This window comes from Inquilinus ginsengisoli (assembly GCF_050434925.1).
GTDB lineage: Bacteria > Pseudomonadota > Alphaproteobacteria > DSM-16000 > Inquilinaceae > Inquilinus > Inquilinus ginsengisoli_B.
Map to the genome: position 1 here is coordinate 3,039,945 of NZ_JBNDJK010000001.1, position 17,585 is coordinate 3,057,529.

Consider the following 17,585-nt stretch of genomic DNA (forward strand, 5'->3'; position numbering starts at 1 on the left):
CCCGGCTGCTCCGTTGCCTGATAGAGCGCCACGGGAGCGATGGGATGATCGTCAAGCAACTGCACGCGGCCGACGGCCAGAGGGTCTTCGCCGTCATCCTCGAGACCGGGGAGGCGGTGATGGAGAGCCTGCAGCGCTTCGCCGAGGCGGAGCGGCTGACCGCCGCCCAGATCACCGGCATCGGCGCCTTCAGCGAGGCCGGGCTGCGCTATTTCGACTGGGAGCGGAAGGAGTACCTGCCGATCCCGGTCAAGGAGCAGGTCGAGGTGGCGTCGCTGCTCGGCGACGTCGCGGTGTCGCCCGAGGGCAAGCCGGCGTTGCATGTGCATCTGGTGCTCGGCCGCCGCGACGGCACGGCCCTGGCCGGCCATCTGGCCGAGGCCCGGGTGCGGCCGACGCTGGAGCTGATCGTCACCGAATCCCCGGCCCATCTGCGCAAGGCGCTCGACCCGGAGAGCGGACTCGCTTTGATCCGGGCCTGACCACGTCACGACAGGAGATTGCAATGAACTGGGACCAGATTTCAGGCCAGTGGAAGCAGGTGAAGGGCAAGGCGAAGGTTCAGTGGGGCAAGCTGACCGACGACGACCTCGACGTGCTCGACGGCCAGCGCGACCAGCTGGTCGGCCGGGTCCAGGAACGCTACGGCATCGCCAAGGAAGAGGCCGAGCGGCAGGTCGACACCTGGTCGCGCAACATGAACTGAGCCGCGCCGCAAGCGCGATCGACCTGGGCCGGCTTTTGCCGGCCCTTGCTTTGTCAGCCGACCGGTTTTGCCCGTTCCGGCCGCGCGGCGTTGATCCGCCGCAGCACCAGATCACGGTCCTCGCGCACCTGGATCTCGCGGCCGCGGGCCAGCAGGACCGTGCGCGCCTTCGGGTGGTGCCAGCTCTGCGGCGCCCGCACGCCCTCGACCCGGGCGGCGGCGACATGCACCGGCGTGCCCGACGGTGTGGTCAGCCGGGCGATGGCGACGCCGTTGCCGAGCTTCTTCAGCACCGTCGTCATGGAGTCGACCAGATAGGCCTCCTGCTCGGTCGCGGCGGTGCCGAAATCGATCTTGGTGCGGCCGGGGATCTCGCCCGACCGGTAGGATTCGCGGATGAAGACGATGTCGCCCTTCGGGATCGCGACGGCGCCGCCCTGGTCGTCCGTCCCGGTCAGCACTGCCTTGACCATGGCTTCCTCCCATCCTGCGGTCGGTTCCTGGGGAACCTGTTGCGGGGCAGGATGGAGTCAACCCGCGGCGGGATGCAAGCCTTTGTGGCCTCAGGCGAAACCGCGAACCGGCAGGTCCGGCCCGCGGCGCAGCCAGTTGCGCGGCGAATAGGCGGTGCGGCCGCAGGTCGCGTGCAGCGTGTAGGCATGGCGCGACACCGGCGACCGGTTCGGCGCGCTGTAATGCGGCAGCCGGCCGTGGAAGCAGACCAGCGCGCCGGCCTTGACCTCGACCGGCACCGCGGTGGCGTCGGTCGGCCACGGCGTCGCGTCGAGCTTTTCCATCCGGGTCGCGCCGTCCTCCAGCAGGAAGCGCTCGCGCAAAGGGCCGCGATGGCCGCCGGGCTCGACCCACAGACAGCCGTTGGAGCGGTCGGCATCCTCCAGCGCGAACCAGAAGGTGGTGACGCTGAGCGGCGTGGTCTCGAAGAAGCTGGCGTCCTGGTGCCAGCGCACCTCGCCGCCGATGCCCGGCTGCTTGAAGATGTACATCGACTGCCAGATCTGCGGCTCGGCCAGGCCGAGATCGGCGGCCAGCGCGGCCAGCTTGGGGTCGCGCGAGAAGCGGTCGAACACCGGGTCCAGGTCGTGCAGCGCATGGCCGATCTTGTTGATCGACAGCGCCTTGGCCTGGCGCAGCCGGCCGGCCTCGTCGAACGCCTCCTCCTCGAAGAAGCAGCGGATCTTGTCGCCCGAGGTCAGGAAGTATTCGTCCGACTTCCGCTCCTGCTCCTTGGTGGTGAAGATTGACACCGTGTCGCCGGGATCGAAGGCCTCGACGATCGTCTCGGCCCGGGCACGGACGCCGCGGATCTCCTGGATCGGCTTGAAGCCCTCCAGCACCAGATAGCCGTCGCGTTCGTACTGCGCCTTCTGCGTCTCGCTCAACATCGCCGTCCTCGCTTCGATTCCGTCGGCAGTCTAGCGCGATCACTGCTCCTGGCACCGGTCTTGCTTGCAATCGAACTGAAACAATGCTCGGACGGTTCGAGGAACAGGCGGGGGACGGCGATGGCGACGACCGAATTCGGTATGACAGCAGGGGGAGTGGCGGCGGACCGGCCGGATGCGACGGCGCGGCGGGCGCTGGTGGCGTCGGCGGTCGGCTACGCCATGGATGGGTTCGACCTGCTGATCCTCGGCTTCATGCTGTCGGCCGTCGCTGCCGGCCTCGCTTTGACCCCGGCCGAATCGGGTTCGCTGGTGACCGCGACCCTGATCGGCGCGGTGGCCGGCGGCATCCTGTTCGGCATGCTCAGCGACCGGCTCGGCCGGGTGCGGGTGCTGACCTGGACCATCCTGCTCTTCGCCGTCTTCACCGGCCTCTGCGCCCTGGCCCAGGGCTATTGGGACCTGCTGGCCTACCGCACCATCGCCGGACTCGGCCTGGGCGGCGAGTTCGGCATCGGCATGGCCCTGGTGGCGGAGACCTGGCCGGCTAGGTACCGGGCCCGCGCCTCTTCCTATGTCGGGCTCGGCTGGCAGGCCGGCGTGCTGGCGGCGGCCCTGGCCACACCGCTGCTGCTGCCGCTGATCGGCTGGCGCGGCATGTTCGCGATCGGCCTCTTGCCCGCCATCGTCTCCTTCGTCGTCCGCCGCACCATCGGCGAGCCGGCGCTGTTCCTCGACCGCGCCGCCCGGCCACGCCAGGGCAACGCGCTGCGGCTGCTGGTCAAGGATGCCCGCACCACCCGGATCAGCTTCGCCGTCTTCATCCTCTGCTCGGTGCAGAACTTCGGCTATTACGGGCTGATGATCTGGCTGCCGACCTATCTGTCGACCGCCATGGGCTATTCCCTGACCAGATCGGCGCTGTGGACGGTGGTGACCATCCTCGGCATGTGCGCCGGCATCGGCGCCTTCGGCCATCTGGCCGACCGGATCGGCCGGCGCCCGACCTTCATCCTGTTCCAGGCCGGCGCCGCGATCATGGTCGTGGTCTACGCCCAGCTCGACTCGCCGGCGGCGCTGCTGCTGGGCGGCGCGGCGATGGGGCTGTTCGTCAACGGCATGATCGGCGGCTACGGCGCGCTGATCTCGGAGCTGTACCCGACCGAGGCGCGGGCGACGGCGCAGAGCGTGCTGTTCAACCTCGGCCGCGGCGTCGGCGGCTTCGGCCCGCTGGTGGTCGGGGCGCTGGCTTCCCAGTACTCCTTCAGCCTGGCGATCGGGCTGCTGGCGGTGATCTATGTGCTCGACATCGGCGCCACGCTGATGCTGCCGGAAACGCGCGGCGTCGAGCTGGAATAGGCCTCACCCCACCGGCCGGGTCGCCTGCTCAAGCCAGGCGCGGTCCTCGCCCTCCAACTGCGGCCCGACGATGTCGCGCACCTTGGCGTGGTAGGCGTCCAGCCAGGCGCGCTCGTCCGGGGTCAGCAGCGCCGCATCGACCAGGGCCAGGTCGATCGGCGCGAAGGTGATGGTCTCGAACTCGTAGAAGGTCCGCGTGTCGTCGCTCAGCGCGGCACAGGGCTGCACCACCACCAGTGTCTCGGTGCGGATGCCGTAGCGGCCGGCGGCGTAGTAGCCGGGCTCGTTCGACAGGATCATGCCGGGCTCCAGCGCGATCGTGTTCGGCGTCTTGGCGATCCGCGCCGGCCCCTCATGCACGCTGAGATAGCTGCCGACGCCATGGCCGGTGCCGTGATCGTAGTCGAGGCCGTGCTCCCACAGCGGCCGGCGGGCGAAGGCGTCGATCTGCGATCCCGTCGTGCCCTTCGGGAAACGCGCGGTCGAGATCGCGATATGGCCCTTCAGCACCAGGGTGAAGGTGCGCCGCATCTCCTCGGTCGGGGTGCCGACGATGATGGTGCGGGTGATGTCGGTGGTGCCGTCGCGGTACTGCCCGCCGCTGTCGACCAGATAGACATTGCCCGGCTCGATTCGCCGGTTGCTCTCGGCGCTGAAGCGGTAGTGGGGCAGGGCGGCGTTCGGGCCGGCGGCGGAGATGGTGTCGAAGCTGAGGTCGCGCAGCGCGCCGGTGGCGACGCGGAATTCCAGCAATTTGGCGGCGGCCCCGGCCTCGTCCAGCGCGCCGGACGGCGCCTCGCGTGCCAGCCAGGCCAGGAAGCGGCTGACCGCGGCGGCGTCGCGGCGATGGGCTTCGCGGGTGCCCTCCAGCTCGACCGCGTTCTTGCGGGCACGGGGCAGGGCGCAGGGGTCGGCGCCGATATCGACCTTGGCGCCGGTCAGCCGGTCCTGCACCCAGGCGCTGGCCGAGGCGGCATCGATCCGCACCGCCTTGCCGGCGCGGCCCAGCCCCTCCAGCGCCTGGCCCAGCGTGCTCGGCGGCTGGATCGCCACCTCGTTGCCGAGATGGGTGTCGACGCCCGGCACCAGCTTGCGCCGGTCGATGAACAGGTCGACCAGCCCGTCGGCATGCAGCACGGCGAAGGACAGCGGCAGCGGCGTGTGCGGCACGTCGGCGCCGCGCAGGTTCAACAGCCAGGCCACGCTCTCCGGCGCGCTCAGCACCACCGCGTCCAGCCGGTCGCACCGCAGGGCCTCGGCGATCTCGGCCCGCTTCTCCCGCGCATCCTTGCCGGCGACGTCCAGCGCCTGGACGATGGTGGGGGAGATCGGGGCCGGCGGCTGGTCGGTCCACAGCGTGTCGATCGGGTTTTCCTCGACCGCGACCAGCGCGCCGCCCGCGGCCTCCACCGCCTTGCGCGCCTTCTCGACCCAGGCGACCGTGACCAGGCGCGGGTCATAGCCGGCGCGGCCGCCCTTGGGCATCGCCTCGGCCAGCCAGGCCTCATGCGGCTCCTGGTGCAGATGCCGCCGCTCCCATTGCGCCGGATCGGTCTGCTGCTCCACCTGGATGGTGTAGCGGCCGTCGACGAAGATCGCCGCCCGCTCGGCCGTCACCACGGCGATGCCGGCGGAGCCGGTGAAGCCGGTCAGCCAAGCCAGGCGCTCGGCCCGGGCCGGCAGGTATTCGCCCTGATGCTCGTCGGCATGCGGCACGACATAGGCGTCGAGGTCCAGCCGGGCCAGCGTGCCGCGCAGCGCGGCCAGCCGCTCCGCCGGCTTCGGCCCGGCCGGCCGATGGGCGGCGGCGACCGCGGCCCTGGCGGCGCGCAGCCGCTTGGCCTGGGCCTCGGTCGCGCCCGGCACCGCCAGCTCCATCCATTCGCTTTCGTCCAGCGCCGCGGGCGCGGCGACCACGCCCTCCAGCAATTCCTGCAGCCCGGCGGCCTCGTAGCGGCCGCCGGTGTCGGCAGCCGCGGCGGCGAGGGTGTCGGCGAGATCGGTGGTCATGGTCGGCGCGTCCGTGAGCGGGGCGACCCGGGCATCGGCGCGCCGGGCGGGATGACTCCTTATCGCGCATCGAGCCGGGCGGGGGAAGCGGCCGGGCATCGCTGCGATCAAGCCCGGCGCGGCTGCGTACAGCGATGTGTTGCTATGCACAAATTCGATATTGCACTGCACAAGAAAGCGCGCATTCTATCGATCTGAGGCCGCCGTCCAGGCGATCCCTCCATCAACGACAATCTCGGAAACGTCTCCCGGAAGCAGCGTTCCTCCATGCCGTCACGGCGGGGCCGCGGCGGATGTTGCAACGCAATAACCTGCGCCAGCAGGAAGCGGAAACACGGGACACGATCATGGGATACCAGCTTCTCGCCAGCCTCATCCGCGGCTTCTTCCGGATCCGCGGCGGCATCGACCGCAGCATGACCTATCACGAGCTGATGGAGCTGACCGACCGGCAGCTCGAGGATATCGGCCTCACCCGCAATCTGATCGAGACGGTGCTGGTCCAGGGCGACAACGACGTCGCCGCCATGCTGCCGGAAGGCGCCGTGCGCGCCTCGCTGCAGCGCGCCGCCAACACCAACCGGCTCGCCAGCGTGGCCTGATCAGGTCTTGCTGGTCTCGACGGCGGGCGTCTCCGGCGCCCGCGGGTCGAGCCCGATGGCGCCCTGGGTCGCCGGCTGCACCGACACGAAGCCCGGCCGCGACTCGGCCGGGGCGCGGGCCCGCCGGCCCATGCGGTAGAGGGTGAAGGCGACCAGCGCCAGGTTCACCGCGCCGACGAAGGCGAACAGCGTCGGGGTGCCCAGCTGCACCATCAGCAGGCTGGCCGGCACCGGCCCGACCACGGCGCCGAGGGCGTAAATCAGCAGCAGGCCGCTCGAGGTCTCGACGAACTCCCCGGCCCGGACCTGGTCGAAGGTGTGCGCCAGCGCCAGCGGGTACAGCGGCAGCGAGAAGGCGCCGTAGAAGAAGGCGAGGCCGATCACCGCCTCCCCCGGCAGCCAGTCGACCGCCAGCAGCGTCACGCCCGCGGCCGCGGTGCCGATGCCCGAGATCACGATCGTCCAGCGCCGGTCGACCCGGTCGGACAGCTGGCCCAGCGGCCATTGCCCGACGGCGCCGCCCAGCACCGCCACACTCATGAACAGCGCCACGGTGGCGGCGTCGAAACCGCGCGCCTGGGCGAAGACCGGTCCCAGCGACCAGAAGGCGGCGTTGCCGATGCCGACCACCAGGCAGGCGGCCGCCCCGACCGGCGAGGTCGCGACCAGCCGGGCCAGCCGCAGCCGCACCACCTCCGGCACCGGCGGCGCCGCCACCCGGGTCATCGCGACCGGCAGAACCGCCAGGCAGATCATGATCGCGATCCAGGTGAAGGCGGTCATCGGGTTGCCGGTCTCCACCCCCAGCAGCATCTGGCCGACCGTGATCGCGACCAGGGTGACGATGGTGTAGAGCGACAGCACGGTGCCGCGGGTGCGGCTGGTCGCCTGCTCGTTCAGCCAGCTCTCGATCACCATGAACACGACGGCGAAGCAGAAGCCGGTGCCGCCGCGCAGCACGATCCAGGGCGCCGGGAGGACATATTGCGGGAAGGACAGGGCGACCGCCGCCGCCAGGGCCGCCACCGCCGCGAAGGTGCGGACATGGCCGGCGCGGCGCACCAGATGCGGGCCCAACAGGCAGCCCAGCACGAAGCCGGCATAGTAGCCGGAGCCGAGCAGGCCGGTGACCACGGTGCCGAAGCCGGCATCGGTCGCCCGCACCGCCACCAGAACCGCCTGCAGCCCGTTGCCGCACAGCATCAGCCCGACCCCGGCCAGGAGCGCGGCGACGGAAGAAAGGACGGCGGACATCGGGAACCTCGGCGGCAAAGAATTCTGTATGCCACCGGCCTGGAATGCTTGCCTTCCCCCTTTTCTGTCATCACCGGGCTTGACCCGGTGATCCAGGGCCATCAAGCGCGGTGCTTGCGGCCCCTGGATGCTCGGGTCAAGCCCGAGCATGACAGAACAAGTGGGAGTCGGCAGGTCCGCCTCCGGACCGGCGGCTCCAGTCCAAGGTCAGCCTAGGCCGGCCGCGGGCCACGATTTTGTCCAGGAGCGACGGCCGCTGCAGCGGGCGCGCTGTGAGGCCTCAGCCCAGGATCAGCGTCGGCCAGCCGCGGATCGGGATCTTGTCATTCAGCGCCAGGCGCTGCAGCCGGTGCGCCGCCAGCACCTGAGGCGCCTGGCGGTCCAGCAGCCCGGCCAGGACCGCCACCCCGCCCGGCGCCAGGTTGCGGCGCAGGTCGGCCGCCATGCTCATCAGCGGCCGGGCCAGGATGTTGGCGATGATCAGGTCGTAGGGGCCGTGCTCGGCCACCACCCGGCTGGTATAGCCGTTCGAGACCACGGCGGTGATCCGGTCCGACAGCCTGTTGATACGGGCGTTTATACGAGTCACACGGATCGATTCCGGGTCGATGTCGGCGGCCAGCACCGGCGCGTGGAACAGCCGCGCGGCGCCGAAGGACAGGATGCCGGTGCCGCAGCCCATGTCGAGGATGCGGCGGAAGCGGCGTCGGCGCGACAGCCGGTCCAGCGCCCGCAGGCAGCCCTCGGTGGTCGGGTGCTCGCCGGAGCCGAAGGCGGTGGCGGCGTCGATGCACAGCGGGACGGTGCCGGGCGGCGGCGGCTCCTCGATATGCGAGCCATGGATGAAGAAGCGGCCGATGCGCAGCGGCGGGAAGGCCTGGTAGGTCGCGGCCAGCCAGTCGGTCGGCGGCACCTTCTCCACCACCGGCGCCGGCAGCGTCGTGCCCAGCATCGCCGCCACCAGGGCCAGGCGCGCGGCCAGCGCCGCCTCGTCCGGCGGGACCCGGTCGATCCCCTCGATCACCCAGTCGCCGCCATCCTCGATCTCGAAGGCGGCGACCGAGGCGAAGGCGTCGTCGAAGGCGGTCTGCACGGCGTCGCCGATCTCGGGGCCGACGACGATGCTGGTGCGCCAGGCGGAGGCGGCTTCGGAAGGGACGGTGCGGCTCATCAAGGGTCCAAAGGGCAAGGGTCTGTGCTCGGCCGCACAGTATCGGGCCGGCCGCCGGTTTGCATCCGCGATGTCGCCACGCGTCCGTTCTCGCGATTTTATCGACATTTTCCACAACTTATAGGTGTTGACGCCGGCCGCCCTGCTGAGCGGTCATAGTGACTGCCCGGCCCGCATTTCCGCGCTGGCGAATGGCCGGCGCGTCAATATCCGCGCGGACATCAGGAGGCGTCATGACACCACAGGAGATCAAGCAGGGTGCCGTCGGTCAGGGCGGCATCTCGGCCACGCCGTTCGCGATCAGCTATCTGCAGCTGTGCCAGATCTCGTACTTCCAGACCGACCAGATCGCCGAGGCCATGCCTTCGGTGCCGCCGCCGGGGGAGACCGCGCCGGATTCATCGATCGGCAGCTGGAGCGTGGTCTGGGGCCCGGCCAAGGATTGGGACGACAGCAACCTCGCCTATGCTGCCGCCTACACCGACACGGCGTCGAATGTGCCGGTGCTGCTGGTGGTCTGCCTGCGCGGCACCGACGTCCATGTCGACGACCCCTGGGGCATCCTCAAGCAGCTGTTCGAGGACCTGCGGGTGCCCGACCAGGTGCCACTGCCCTGGGCGCCTGGCAGCCCGGCGCTGATCGCCAAGGGCACGCTCTCCGCCCTCGACGTGATCCAGAAGCTCAGCTCGAACGGCCAGAGCCTGTCGGATTTCGTGACCGGCTATCTCAACAACTCGGCGAACCAGCAGCCGGTGCTGATCGTCACCGGGCACAGCCTGGGCGGTGCCCTGACCACCGTCGTCGCGCCCTGGCTGCAGAGCCTCGGCAGCATCACCGCCCCGATCGTGCCGGCCACCTTCGCCGCGCCGACCGTCGGCAATGCCGACTTCGCCACGCTGTTCGGCACCGATTTCAGCTATTCGCTGCGCTACTGGAACGACTACGACATCGTCCCGAACGCGTGGTGGAACCTGCCGGGGATCGCGACGATCTACCAGCCCTGCAACCTGACGCCGCCCGGCTACGTGACCGACGGGCTGACCCATTTCGAGAACGAGCTGAAGGGGATCAGCTACGTCCAGCCGGCGGCCAGCACCCAGCTGTCCGGCTCCTGCAGCAGCCTGGGCACCAGCTGGGTCGACCAGGCCGGCGTGCAGCACAGCACCCACACCTATATGGCGCCGCTGGGCGGCGTGAACATCATGCCGCCGGGTGGCGTCGGGGTGCCGTCGATCGTCGACTACAAGCCGGGTTGATCGTTCAGGACTCGCCGCTGGCGACTGCCAGGGTCGCCGGCGCATCCTGGCCCGCAGCATCGCCCGGCCCGAACGCCTCGCTGAAGAAGGCGATCAGCCGTTCATACAGCACCCGGCAATTGCCCGGCTTGACGATGCCGTGGCCTTCATCCGGGAACAGCAGCGTCTCATAGGGAATGCCGCGGGCGTCCAGCTGCGCCCGCATGATCTCGACATGTTCCGGCGTCACGTTCGGGTCGGTCAGGCCCTGCACGATCAGCAGGCGCCCCTCGATCCGGTCGACAGCGTGGATCGGCGACCGCTCGCGGTACTTCTCAGGCAGCTCGTCCGGCGTGCCGCCCATCATCGCTTCGGAATAGGGGCGCAGGTCCGGCCGGGTGGTCCAATAGTCGGTGACCAGGTCGGTCATGCCGCAGATCGGCGCCGAGGCGGCGATCACCTCGCGCGGGAAATGGGTGATCGCCCACCAAGCGGAATAGCCGCCATAGGACAGGCCGGTGATGCCGACCCGGCCCGGCCGCGCCTGCCCGGCATTCATCAGCGCCAGGATGCCGGTGCGGATGTCCTCCTGCTCGCGCCCGCCCCAGCCGTCTTCCTTGATCGCCTCCTGGAAGGCCAGGCCCAGCCCGGTGCTGCCGCGGTAGTTGGGCTGGAGCACGTTGAAGCCGGCTTGGGCCAGCGCCTGCGGGATCGGATCGAAGCGGCCGTCGTAATGCGCGGTCGGCCCGCCATGGACATGGACCACGGCACCACGCGCCTCGCCCTTGGCGCGATACAGCCAGCCCTGGACGCGCAGCCCGTCGACCGAATGCCACCAGAAGGGCTCGGCCGGGCTCAGCTCCGCCGGGTCGGGCAGGATGCCCTCGGGCAGCGGCGCCAGCTTATGCGCGGTCAGCAGGTCCGGCGCCTCGGCCGCCAGGGTGACGATCGACGTCGGCGCCGTGGCCCGGCCGCGCTCCAGCACCCAGCGGCCGTCGGGCAGCGGCGCGATCGGGCGCAGGATGTCGCCGCCGCGGAACACCGGGACATAGGCGCCGGTCGAGACCATCAGGAACCCGGCCTCGTCCCGCGCGGCGCTGGATTCGATCACCACAAGCAGGTCCTGGTCGCCGTCCGGCTGGCGCGGCCAGCGCACATGCTCGACCGGGATCGCCGGGTTGTCGACCAGCCAGCGCAGCTCGTCAGTCGTCAGGTCGATCAGCCCCAGCCGCTTGTGCGACGGCCCCTCGGCAACGAAGGCGATGCGGGTCCCGTCCGGCGACCACACGCCCTCGGCCTTGGCCGGCCCGCCGGGGCTGTACAGCTCGCGGTCCGCGCCGGTCTCCAGGTCGTAGACCCACAGCGCCCGGCCGCTCGGATGGTGGTCGTTGCGCAGATACAGCACCCGGCATCCGGTCGGGTCCAGCTTCGGCGCCAGCTTGCAGGACCGCCGGGGCGAGGCCAGAGCGCGCTGCGCCCCGGTCGCGGTGTCGTGCTCGTACAGATGCAGGATGTCGCCGCCCAGCCCGGTGGCCGGGTCGCGGCTGGCGGCATAGACCAGCCGCCGCCCGTCCGGGTGCTGCTGGGCGGCGTAGACGTAATAGCCCGGCCGGTCCGGCAGCAGCGCCTCCGCCGGCCGGGACGGATCGAGCCAGACGCGCTGCAGCCCGACCTGCTCCTCGCCGTCGCGGCGGCGGGCGACGATCAGGGCCTGGCTGTCCGGCGCCCAGCTGAAGCTCTCGCAATCCCAGCCGGAATACGGCTCCGGCAGCAGGCGCGGCGGCACGTCACCCGCTGTCGGGGCGACCCACGGTCCGTTGCCCTCGGCCTTGCCGTTCCACAGCCAGGCCACCCAGCGCCCATCCGGCGACACGGTCGGGAACAGCAGCCGCGGCGCGGCGATCAGTCGGTCCAGGAAGCCAGGATCGATGCTCATGACGGAAATGCTACCTCAACGGCGGCTGGTCGAGATATGGCGCCGGACGCATGGCGGGCGCGGCGCGGTCAGGCCGGGACGCCGGCCAGCTCCTCGACCCGGTGGCAGGCGGCGCGGTGGTCGGGGCCGAAATCGCGCAGCGGCGGCGCGGCCCGGGCGCACAGGTCGACGGCATGCGGGCAGCGGGTACGGAAGGCGCAGCCGGAGGGCGGGTTGATCGGCGATGGCGTGTCGCCCTGCAGCACCACCCGCCGGCGCTGCCGCGCCCGCACCGGGTCCGGCACCGGCACGGCGGAGAGCAGCGCCTGGGCATAGGGGTGCAGCGGCCGGGCGAAGAAGGTGTCGCGGCCGGCGATCTCCGCCTCCCGCCCCAGATACAGCACCATCACCCGGTCGCTGATGTGCCGCACCACGCTCATATTGTGCGAGATGAAGATCAGGGCCATCCCCATCTCCCGCCGCAGCCGCATCAGCAGGTTGACGATCTGCGCCTGGATCGAGACGTCCAGCGCCGACACCGGCTCGTCGCAGACGATCAGCTTCGGCCGCAGGATGATGGCGCGGGCGATGCCGATGCGCTGGCACTGGCCGCCGGAGAATTCATGCGGATAGCGGTGGGCCAGGGCGGGGGACAGGCCGACCTGGCGCATCGCCTCGTTCACCCGGGTGGCGATCTCGGCCCGCTTCAGCTCGGGGTGGAAGGTGCGCAGCGGCCGCCCGATGATCTGGGCCACGGTCATGCGCGGGTCCAGCGACGCCAGCGGGTCCTGGAAGATGATCTGCATGTCCCGCCGCCGCGGCCGCAGCGCATTCTCCGGCAGGCCGGTCACGTCGCTGCCGTTCCAGGCGATGGTGCCGGCGGTGGGCGGAATCAGCTTCAGCACGGCTCGGCCCAAAGTGGACTTGCCGCAGCCGGATTCGCCGACCACGGCCAGCACCTCGCCGGGGGCGAGGTCGAAGGACACGTCGTCCACCGCCTTCACCAGCAGCGGCGGGCCGCCCAGCAGCCCGGCCGAGAGCGGGAAATGGACCTTCAGGTTGCGGACCGACAGCACCGGGGTCATGGCACCAGCTCCGGCACGGCGGCGGGCTGCGGCAGCGGCCGGTGGCAGGCGACGACGCCGGCCGCGGCGGGGAACAGCGGCGGCATGGTCACGGTGCAGGCCTCGACCCGGCGCTCACAGCGCGGCGCGAAGGGGCAGCCCGGCAGGTCGCCGGCGGCGGCGCGCGGCTGGCCCGGGATCACCCGCAGCTCGCCCTCGCGGCCCTCCAGGTCCGGCGTCGAATCCAGCAGGCCTCTTGTGTAGGGATGGGCCGGCGCCGCGAACAGCGGATCGACCGGCGCCGCCTCCATCACCTTGCCGCCATACAGCACCAGCACCCGGTCGCACATCTCGGCGACGACGCCGAGATCATGGGTCACCAGGATCACCGCCGTCCCCAGCTCGCGCACCAGGTCGCGCAGCAGGTCCAGCACCTGGGCCTGGACGGTGACGTCCAGCGCCGTGGTCGGCTCGTCCGCCAGCAGGATGCGCGGGTTGCACAAGAGGGCCATGGCGATCATCACCCGCTGGCGCATGCCGCCCGACAACTGGTGCGGATACTGCCGCATCCGCTTCCCCGCGTCGGGGATCTTCACCCGGTCCAGCATCCGGGTGGCCTTGTCCCAGGCCTCCTTCTTCCGCATCCCCTGGTGGCGGATCAGCACCTCGGTCAGCTGCGCCCCGACCCGGTGATAGGGGTTCAGCGAGGTCATCGGGTCCTGGAAGATCATGGTCATGGCCGACCCGCGCAGCCGGTCCAGCCCGCGCCGGTCCAGCGCCAGCAGGTCCTGGCCCTCGAACCGGATCCGGCCGGTGGCGGCGCCGTTGCCGGCCAGCAGGCCCATGATCGACAGCAGGATCTGGCTCTTGCCCGACCCGCTCTCGCCGACGATGCCCAGCACCTCGCCGCGGCGGACCGTGAAGTCGACCCCGGCCACGGCGACGGCGTCGCCCCGGCGCATCCGGAAGCGGATCGCCAGATCCTCGACCGACAGCAGGGGATCAGCGTTCATTGGGGTCGAAGGCATCGCGCAGCCCGTCGGCGACGAAGTTCATGCAGAACAGGGTCAGCGCCAGGGCCAGCCCCGGCAGGATCAGCATGTGCGGGGCGGTCTCGATCTTGGCCTGGCCCTCGCTGATCAGCACGCCCCAGCTGGTCTCCGGCGCCTGCACGCCGAGGCCGAGGAAGCTGAGCAGGGATTCGCTCAGGATCACGTCCGGGATCAGCAGGCTGGAATAGACGATCACCACGCCGACGCAGTTCGGCATGATGTGCTTCAGCACGATCTGCCGCTTGGTCATGCCGCCGGCCCGCGCCGCCTCGATGAACTCGCGGTGGCGCAGGGCGATGGCCTGGGCGCGGACGATGCGCGACGGCGTCAGCCACAGCGACAGCACCACGGCGATGATCACGGCGGTGCTGCCGCGCCCCAGCGCCATGCTGATCAGGATGACCTGGAAGATGTAGGGGATGCCGTACAGCACGTCGACGAAGCGCATCATCACCTGGTCGACCACGCCGCCCAGGAAGCCGGCGACCGATCCCCAGGTGACGCCGATGGCGACCGCGATCAGCGTCGCCACCAGGCCGATGATCAGCGACACCTGGCCGCCGGCCATGATCCGCAGCAGCAGGTCGCGGCCGAGGTCGTCGGTGCCGAAGGGATAGGTCGAGAACAGGTCCATCGGCGCGTTCATCGCCTCGAAATTGGCGTCGTCCGGCTCGTAGCCGTACAAGAGCGGCCCGCCGAAGCAGAAGATCACGATCAGGATCAGCACGATCAGGCTGGCCACCGCGGTCCGGTTGGCGCGGAACCGACGCAGCGCTTCGCGGAACGGGCTGACGCCCTCGGCGCCCGCTCCCTCCGGCGTGGTGAGATCGGTGGCGGTGGCGTCGGTCATGCGCGCGACCTCGGGTCCAGCAGCACCTGCAGCACGTCGGTCACCATGTTGAACAGGATGATGCAGCCGCCATAGACCAGGGTGACCCCCATCACCATGGTGTAGTCGCGGCTGATCGCGCTCTCGACGAAATAGCGGCCGATGCCGGGGACGGCGAAGATGGTCTCGATCACCATCGACCCGGTGATCAGCCCGGCGGTGGCGGGACCGAGATAGGCGATCACCGGGATCATGGCGCCACGGATGGCATGGTGAGTGAGCACCCGCCATTCGCCCACGCCCTTGGCCCGGGCGGTGCGGATGTAGTTGCTGCGCAGCGTCTCGATCATCGCGCCGCGGGTCAGCCGGGCGACATAGGCGATGTTCGGCAGCGCCATCGCCACCACCGGCAGCACCATCGACCGCCAGCCGCCGTCCCAGCCGGCCACCGGCAGCAGGCTCAGCATCAGGGCGAAGACGATCTGCAGGATCGGCGCCATGACGAAGGTCGGCACCACGATGCCGCCCATGGCGATGGCGCTGACCAGGTTGTCCAGCGGGCCGTTGCGCCGCAGCGCCGCGACCACGCCCAGGGTGACGCCGGCGACGGCGTACAGCAGCGTGGCCCACAGCCCGATCTGCAGCGAGATCGGCAGGCCGTGGCCGATCAACTGCGTCACCGTGTATTCGCGGTAGTACATCGACTGGCCGAAATCGAGCCGCACCACGTCGCCCAGGAAGCGCAGATATTGCTGCCACAGCGGCTCGTTCAGGTGGAACTGCGCCTCCATCCGGGCGATCAGGGCCGGCGGCAGCTTCTTCTCGCCGTCGAAGGGCCCGCCCGGCGCGAAGCGGATGACAAAGAAGGTGATCGTCGCCAGCGCGAACAGCGTCGGCACGCTGCCCAGCATGCGGCGAAGGACGGACAAGACCATCGGCCCTGGTGGCTCCCCTGTGGCCCGCTTTCCCGCGTGCCCCTCTCAAGATCCTCCCCCTACCCCCCTCGCGGGAGGGGGTAGGGGGAGGGGGTGTCGATGACGGGCGGAGACCTCTCGGTCGGGATCGGGCTTGCGGCCCGAACCCCTCCCCCTGCCCCCTCCCGCAAGGGGAGGGGGAGAGTGAAAAGCCGGCCCCGCGCCCCTACTTTTCGATGCTCAGGAACTTCGACATCGGATGGCCGATCGGGTTGGCGCCCCAGCCCTTGACGTAGGTCTGGACCAGCAGGTTGTCGCTCGACACCGTGATCGGGATGAAGACGTACTGGTCCAGCATCCGCTGCTCGGCCTGGCCCAGGGTCTTATAGAACTTGGCCTTGTCCGCGGCGACGGCGTTGGCCTGGTCCATCAGCTTCTCGTACTCGTCGTCCTTCCAGTGATAGCTCGCTGTGCCGCTGTAGCGCAGCGCGTCCAGCCAGGTCTTGGCCTGGGGATAGTCGCCGCCATAGCTGTCCATGCAGACCTGCCAGGTGCCGGTGTGCAGCTTCTCCAGCCAGGTCTTCACCTCGGTCAGGTCCAGCTTGGTGCGGACGCCGAGATTCTGCTTCCACATCGCGGTGATGCCCTCGACCCGCCGCTTGCTGGCGGCGCTGGACGGCCCGATGATCTCGATCTCCAGCGGCTTGTCCGGGCCATAGCCGGCCTCGGCCAGCAGCTTCTTCGCCTCGGCCAGGCGCTCTTCCTTGCTCAGCCCCGCCTCCTGCACCTTGCCGGGCTTGTAGCTGGGGTCCTGGTTGATCGAGAAGGTGTACATCGGCACGTTGCCGGCCTTCTCGATCCGCTCCTGCAGGAAGTCGCGGTCGATGGCATAGGCCAGCGCCTTGCGCACGCGGATGTCGGACAGGGGGCCGGCATCGGGCTGGAAGCTCAGATACTTCATGCCCAGCGTCGGGTTCTGGTGCAACTCCTGCGGCCGCTCGGCCTTCAGCTTCTCCAGCTGGTCGGCCGGCACCGTCATGGTCGCGTCCAGCTCGCCGGCCAGATAGCGCTTCAGTTCGGTCGAGGCATCCTCGGTGACGTGGTAGACGACCGTGTCGATCTTGACGTTGGCCGCGTCCCAGTAGTTCGGGTTCTTGACCAGCACCACCTTCGACTGCGGCACGTATTCCTTCAGCATGTAGGCGCCGTTGCTGACGAACAGCTCCGGCCTCGTGTAGTCCAGCTTGTTGCCGGCGGCCTTCAGGCTCGCCTCATGCACCGGCGCCGTGGTGTGGAAGTCGAGGATGTAGGGCGCGTCCGGCATCGGATAGTCGAGCGTCAGCACCACCGTGCGGTCGTCCGGCGCCGCGGCGCCCAGCTGGTTCGCATCCTTCAGCTTGCCCTCGTTGAACGGCTTGCTGTTCTTGATCGGCAGGACGGCGGTCAGATAGTAGGCGTGCTCCGACGCCGTCTCGGGGTCGAGCGCGCGGAGGATGCCGCGCACGAAATCGGCCGCCACCATCGGGTCGCCATTCGACCATTTCAGCCCGGGCCGCAGATGGAAGGTCCAGGTCAGGCCGTCGGCGCTGATCTCCCACTTCTCGGCCGCGCCCGGCTGCGGGTTGCCTTGCGGATCCAGGATCAGCAGCGCCTCGAACAGGTCGGCGATGATGTAGTTCTCGCGCGCGCCGTTGTTCAACTGCGGGTCCAGGGTCGACGGCGCACTGCCGAAGCCGCGGTTCAGGACCGTTTCCGCCGCCGCCGGGCCGGCCAGCGCCCCGGCGGATACCGCCAGGCACAAGGCCAGGGCCATGGCCGATTTGTTCAGAAAGCTCATGCAAACCCCCAGATTGTGATCCCCCCGCCGAGGCGGCGCCGCGGTCCCGGTCCGGCCGGGCTTCTCGTCCGCCTCAGGCGTCTCGCGGGAATGGTCCGCCCCGCCGGTCGCGATTTGGGCAGGCGGCCGTCGCTCCTGACAAGGCACGAAAGCGACGGAGGCCTGAACTTCAGGTTATCGGGGCGGGAGCCACAGCATGTCGGGGTATGTCGGGCCTGGGACTGGGCCGACCTG

At 70.1% G+C, this 17,585-nt stretch carries 16 protein-coding genes; 5 read left to right on the plus strand and 11 right to left on the minus strand.

From position 1 onward, the window contains the following. Window positions 1–44 precede the first annotated feature (44 nt). Both QFZ27_RS14395 and QFZ27_RS14400 read left to right on the plus strand, forming a co-directional pair. Window positions 45–482, plus strand: coding sequence for a PPC domain-containing DNA-binding protein (locus tag QFZ27_RS14395; protein WP_429227080.1), 438 nt, complete (start codon window positions 45–47; stop codon window positions 480–482). A gap of 23 nt (window positions 483–505) precedes the next feature. Beyond that, complete coding sequence (locus tag QFZ27_RS14400) at window positions 506–706, plus strand: CsbD family protein (protein WP_429227081.1); 201 nt, start codon at window positions 506–508, stop codon at window positions 704–706. Between the two features lie 53 nt (window positions 707–759). On the opposite strand, the gene QFZ27_RS14405 is transcribed toward QFZ27_RS14400, so the two are convergent. Beyond that, complete coding sequence (locus tag QFZ27_RS14405; RefSeq protein WP_429227082.1) at window positions 760–1,179, minus strand: hypothetical protein; 420 nt, start codon at window positions 1,177–1,179, stop codon at window positions 760–762. A gap of 90 nt (window positions 1,180–1,269) precedes the next feature. Continuing rightward, window positions 1,270–2,109 (minus strand): phytanoyl-CoA dioxygenase family protein, encoded by an 840-nt coding sequence (locus tag QFZ27_RS14410; RefSeq protein ID WP_429227083.1) that lies wholly within the window; start codon window positions 2,107–2,109, stop codon window positions 1,270–1,272. 120 nt (window positions 2,110–2,229) lie between these two features. On the opposite strand from QFZ27_RS14410, the gene QFZ27_RS14415 reads away from it, so the two are divergent. Beyond that, a complete protein-coding gene (locus tag QFZ27_RS14415) occupies window positions 2,230–3,468 on the plus strand; it encodes an MFS transporter (RefSeq protein ID WP_429227084.1) in 1,239 nt (412 codons plus the stop codon). A gap of 3 nt (window positions 3,469–3,471) precedes the next feature. On the opposite strand, the gene QFZ27_RS14420 is transcribed toward QFZ27_RS14415, so the two are convergent. Next, window positions 3,472–5,478: an aminopeptidase P family protein gene (locus tag QFZ27_RS14420; protein ID WP_429227085.1), complete on the minus strand. Its 2,007-nt coding sequence runs from the start codon at window positions 5,476–5,478 to the stop codon at window positions 3,472–3,474. Window positions 5,479–5,825: 347 nt separating this feature from the next. Here QFZ27_RS14420 and QFZ27_RS14425 point away from each other — a divergent pair, with 347 nt between their 5' ends. Then, window positions 5,826–6,080, plus strand: a complete 255-nt coding sequence (locus QFZ27_RS14425; protein ID WP_429227086.1) for a YjiS-like domain-containing protein — start codon at window positions 5,826–5,828, stop codon at window positions 6,078–6,080. On the opposite strand, the gene QFZ27_RS14430 is transcribed toward QFZ27_RS14425, so the two are convergent. Both QFZ27_RS14430 and QFZ27_RS14435 read right to left on the minus strand, forming a co-directional pair. Next, a complete protein-coding gene (locus tag QFZ27_RS14430; RefSeq protein WP_429227087.1) occupies window positions 6,081–7,334 on the minus strand; it encodes an MFS transporter in 1,254 nt (417 codons plus the stop codon). A 280-nt stretch (window positions 7,335–7,614) separates the two neighbouring features. Then, a complete protein-coding gene (locus QFZ27_RS14435) occupies window positions 7,615–8,505 on the minus strand; it encodes a 50S ribosomal protein L11 methyltransferase (protein ID WP_429227088.1) in 891 nt (296 codons plus the stop codon). Between the two features lie 233 nt (window positions 8,506–8,738). Here QFZ27_RS14435 and QFZ27_RS14440 point away from each other — a divergent pair, with 233 nt between their 5' ends. After that, window positions 8,739–9,761 carry a lipase family protein gene (locus tag QFZ27_RS14440; RefSeq protein WP_429227089.1) on the plus strand — a complete coding sequence of 341 codons (1,023 nt, stop codon included), beginning with the start codon at window positions 8,739–8,741 and terminating at the stop codon, window positions 9,759–9,761. Between the two features lie 4 nt (window positions 9,762–9,765). Here the strand turns inward: QFZ27_RS14440 and QFZ27_RS14445 are convergent, their stop codons facing one another. The 6 genes from QFZ27_RS14445 to QFZ27_RS14470 all read right to left on the minus strand — a co-directional run bounded on the left by QFZ27_RS14445 (window position 9,766) and on the right by QFZ27_RS14470 (window position 17,351). Beyond that, window positions 9,766–11,676, minus strand: a complete 1,911-nt coding sequence (locus tag QFZ27_RS14445; protein WP_429227090.1) for a S9 family peptidase — start codon at window positions 11,674–11,676, stop codon at window positions 9,766–9,768. 68 nt (window positions 11,677–11,744) lie between these two features. Next, a complete protein-coding gene (locus tag QFZ27_RS14450; RefSeq protein WP_429227091.1) occupies window positions 11,745–12,740 on the minus strand; it encodes an ABC transporter ATP-binding protein in 996 nt (331 codons plus the stop codon). Continuing rightward, on the minus strand, window positions 12,737–13,732 hold the full coding sequence (locus QFZ27_RS14455; RefSeq protein ID WP_429227092.1) for an ABC transporter ATP-binding protein: 996 nt from the start codon (window positions 13,730–13,732) through the stop codon (window positions 12,737–12,739). Before QFZ27_RS14455 ends, QFZ27_RS14450 begins: the two co-directional genes overlap by 4 nt. Beyond that, entirely contained in the window at window positions 13,722–14,621 is a 900-nt protein-coding gene (locus QFZ27_RS14460; RefSeq protein WP_429227093.1) for an ABC transporter permease, read from the minus strand. Before QFZ27_RS14460 ends, QFZ27_RS14455 begins: the two co-directional genes overlap by 11 nt. Then, entirely contained in the window at window positions 14,618–15,535 is a 918-nt protein-coding gene (locus QFZ27_RS14465; RefSeq protein ID WP_429227094.1) for an ABC transporter permease, read from the minus strand. Before QFZ27_RS14465 ends, QFZ27_RS14460 begins: the two co-directional genes overlap by 4 nt. A gap of 205 nt (window positions 15,536–15,740) precedes the next feature. Continuing rightward, window positions 15,741–17,351, minus strand: a complete 1,611-nt coding sequence (locus tag QFZ27_RS14470) for a peptide ABC transporter substrate-binding protein (RefSeq protein ID WP_429227095.1) — start codon at window positions 17,349–17,351, stop codon at window positions 15,741–15,743. Window positions 17,352–17,585: the final 234 nt, after the last annotated feature.